The organism is uncultured Thiodictyon sp. (assembly GCF_903828115.1).
In the GTDB taxonomy this organism is placed as follows: domain Bacteria; phylum Pseudomonadota; class Gammaproteobacteria; order Chromatiales; family Chromatiaceae; genus Thiodictyon.
On the sequence record NZ_CAIKKU010000022.1, the window covers coordinates 1 to 3,087 of the forward strand.

Below are 3,087 nucleotides of genomic sequence, written 5' to 3' on the forward strand. Positions count from 1 at the left end.
CCCAGTGCGGCGAGTCCCATCAGCCGCGGCAAGGCCCGCTGCACGGCGCCGCACTCGCCGCACTGGGGTGCGGCGCTCCCAGTTCGTAGGATGGGTAGAGCGCAGCGAAACCCATCGTTGCCGCGCGCACCAGGCGTTGATCGCCGGGTTTCGCTGCGCTCTACCCGGCCGACAAAGCGGGCGCGGAGCGGTTGCTTAAACGCGCCGTACCGGGCCCTGGCGCTGCCCAGACCCTGATCCATAGGTTGCACCAACGATGAAATTCAAATTCTTCACCATCCCCGTCGCGAGCCCCGAGGGCGCCGAGGCGGATCTGAACCGCTTCCTGGGCGCCCATCGCGTCTCCCAGATCGAGCGGCACTACACGCCCGACGGCGCGGCGAGCTTCTGGGCGGTCTGCGTCACCTGGGTCGAGGGCGCGGACGCGACGGCCCCCGGCGTACCCGATGCCGCCCGGCGCGGGCGCATCGACTACCGCGAGGTCCTGGAGGCCGACGAGTTCGCCTTGTACGACCGCCTGCGCACCCTGCGCAAGCAGTCGGCGGAGGCGGAGGGCCTGCCGCCCTTCGCCGTCTTCACCAACGAGCAACTGGCGGACATGGTGCGTCGGCGCGTCAACACCCTGGCGGACCTGGGGCGGATCGACGGCATCGGCGAGGCGCGCCTGACCCGCTACGGCGCCGCCTTCCTGGAGGTCCTGTGCGCCGGGGTGCCGCGGCTGGGTCCGCCCGCCGCCGCGCCGGCGGCCCCGGCACCGGCGCCCGGCTGATGCCGCGGCGCACCCGCGTCGAACTGTCCGACATCGCCGCCTGGGACAACCTGGAGTGCGCACTCTGGGCCGCCGCCCGCGGCAAGCACGCTCGCCCGGAGGTCGCGGCCTTCCTCGCCGCGGCCCCCGCCGCCCTGGCGTGGGTGCAGGCGGCCCTGGCCGTCGGGCGCCTGCCGGTGGGCCGCTTCCGCCGCTTCGCCATCCGCGACCCCAAGCCGCGGGTCATCCATGCCGCGCCCTTTCCCGATCGGGTTGCGCACCACGCCCTGGTGCGTCTCTTGGAGCCGCGCCTGGAACTGGCCCTGGTCCCGACCAGTTTTGCCTGCCGCCCGGGCCTGGGCGTGCACGCCGCGATCCTGCACGCCCGCGACTGTGCGCGCCGCTGGCCCTGGTATCTGAAGCTGGACGTCGAGCACTATTTTCCGAACATCCCCCACGACCGCCTGCTGGCCCTCCTGGCGCGGCGCTTCAAGGGCTCGGTCCTGGGGCTCATCCGGCAGGTGCTCGCGACGCACCAGGCCGCCCCCGGGTGCGGACTGCCGATCGGCGCCCTGACCTCCCAGCACTTTGCCAACCAGTACCTGGGCGAAGCGGACCGCTTTGCCCTGGCGCGTCCCGAGTGCCGCGCCCATGCCCGCTATATGGACGACCTGATCCTGTGGTGTGACGGCCGGTCACAGGGCCGCGCCCTGCATGGCGCCCTGAGTGCGTACCTGGGCGACGCGCTCGGCCTGCGTCTGAAGCCGCCCTGTCTGATGCCGAGCACGGCCGGGCTGGGCTTCTGCGGCATGCGCATCTACCCGGGGACCATCAAGCTCGGCGCGCGGCGGCGCCGCGCCTGGTCGCAGGGCCGTCGCCGCTGGGAGGGGCGCTGGGAGCGCGGCGAGATCGGCGCGGCGCAGTTGCAGCGCGCCTATGACAGCCTCTGGTCGGCGACCCTGCCGGCCGACAGCCGCGGCCTGCGCCGGGCGCAACTCACCCGGCGGCCGGCGCCGGACGCGGGCCTTGCGCCATGAGCGGGCCGCGCGCCCCCAACCGGAGGTCGAGGCACTGGACGCGGAGCGCCCGCACTTGCTCCCACGCAGGAGCGTGGGAGCCAGAAGGGCCGCGGTTTCGGGCGGTGCCGGCTGTACGCGACGGGCCGCTTGGCGTTACCCTTGGTACCAGGTGTCGCGGCGTCAAGGGCCGCAAGCGCGTGCTGCGTGGCGGCAGTTGGATCAACCATGCCAGGAACTGCCGGTCGGCGAACCGCAACGGCAACGAGCCGGCCAACCGCAACGACAACATCGGCCTGCGGCTGTCCCGAGCGCCTCCCCAGCGTGGCGGGGAAGCCCAGTCGCGGCAGCCGTCCCCGCTCGGAGGTTCCTCCGGCCGGGGCAAACAGGCAGGGCACCGGCGCGCCAGTAGGGCCAGACCCGAACGCCCGCCGGTGGCCCGCCCCCTGACCGCCTTGCGCGCGTGACCATGAATGCCCCAGCCCGCCAACTCCCGCCCTGCTTCCCCGAACCCTGGGCGTCCGGCTGGGGACAGGACCGCCGCGGGCTCTGGCAGTCGTTCAGCATCAAGGGCGTGGTCCAGGTCTTGCGGTGGATTCCGCCCGGGGACTTTCTGATGGGGTCGCCGAACGACGAGCCGGAACGCCTGACTTACGGGGATGAGACCCAACACCGGGTGGTCCTGACGCAGGGTTACTGGCTGGCGGACACCGCCTGCACCCAGGCCCTGTGGCAGGCGGTGCTGGGCGAGGACCCGAGCCGCTTCAAGGGCGCCGAGCGGCCGGTGGAGAACGTCAGTTGGACGGACGTGGTGGAGCGTTTCCTCCCCGCGCTGAACGCCCAAGTGCCCGGACTGGACGCGGCGCTGCCCACCGAGGCGCAATGGGAGTGTGCCTGCCGGGCCGGGACCGAGACGCCCTTCAGCTTCGGGTCGACCATCGGCACCGACCAGGTGAACTACGACGGCAACTACCCATACGGCGATGGCGCCAACGGCGAGTACCGGGAGCAGACGGTCGAGGTCAAGGCCCTGCCCGCCAACGCCTGGGGTCTGTACCAGATGCACGGCAATGTCTGGGAGTGGTGCGCGGACTGGCTCGGCGACTATCCCGCCGACGCCGTGGTCGATCCCCTGGGGCCGCCTGGGGGCCGCGAGCGCGTGCTGCGTGGCGGCAGTTGGATCTTCCGTGCCAGGCTCTGCCGGTCGGCGTACCGCAACGGCTACGAGCCGGCCTACCGCTTCGGCTACATCGGCCTGCGGCTGTCCCGAGGGTCTTCCCCCAGGCCGGCAGGAGGCGTGGGCGTGGCAGGCGTGGTTGCCGG

General features: G+C 72.7%; 4 protein-coding genes. All 4 read left to right on the top strand.

Going from position 1 to position 3,087, the window contains the following annotated elements:
* Nucleotides 1–256 precede the first annotated feature (256 nt).
* Nucleotides 257–769 carry an HRDC domain-containing protein gene (locus QZY48_RS00790; RefSeq protein WP_295426526.1) on the top strand — a complete coding sequence of 171 codons (513 nt, stop codon included), beginning with the start codon at nt 257–259 and terminating at the stop codon, nt 767–769.
* Entirely contained in the window at nt 700–1,785 is a 1,086-nt protein-coding gene (locus tag QZY48_RS00795; protein ID WP_295426528.1) for an RNA-directed DNA polymerase, read from the top strand. The genes QZY48_RS00790 and QZY48_RS00795 overlap by 70 nt, the downstream gene beginning before the upstream one ends.
* Nucleotides 1,782–2,231: an SUMF1/EgtB/PvdO family nonheme iron enzyme gene (locus tag QZY48_RS34535; protein ID WP_366929616.1), complete on the top strand. Its 450-nt coding sequence runs from the start codon at nt 1,782–1,784 to the stop codon at nt 2,229–2,231. Before QZY48_RS00795 ends, QZY48_RS34535 begins: the two co-directional genes overlap by 4 nt.
* Before the next feature lie 2 nt (nt 2,232–2,233).
* Nucleotides 2,234–3,087, top strand: an 854-nt coding sequence (locus tag QZY48_RS00800; protein WP_295426530.1) for a formylglycine-generating enzyme family protein, incomplete at its 3' end; no start/stop codon positions are given.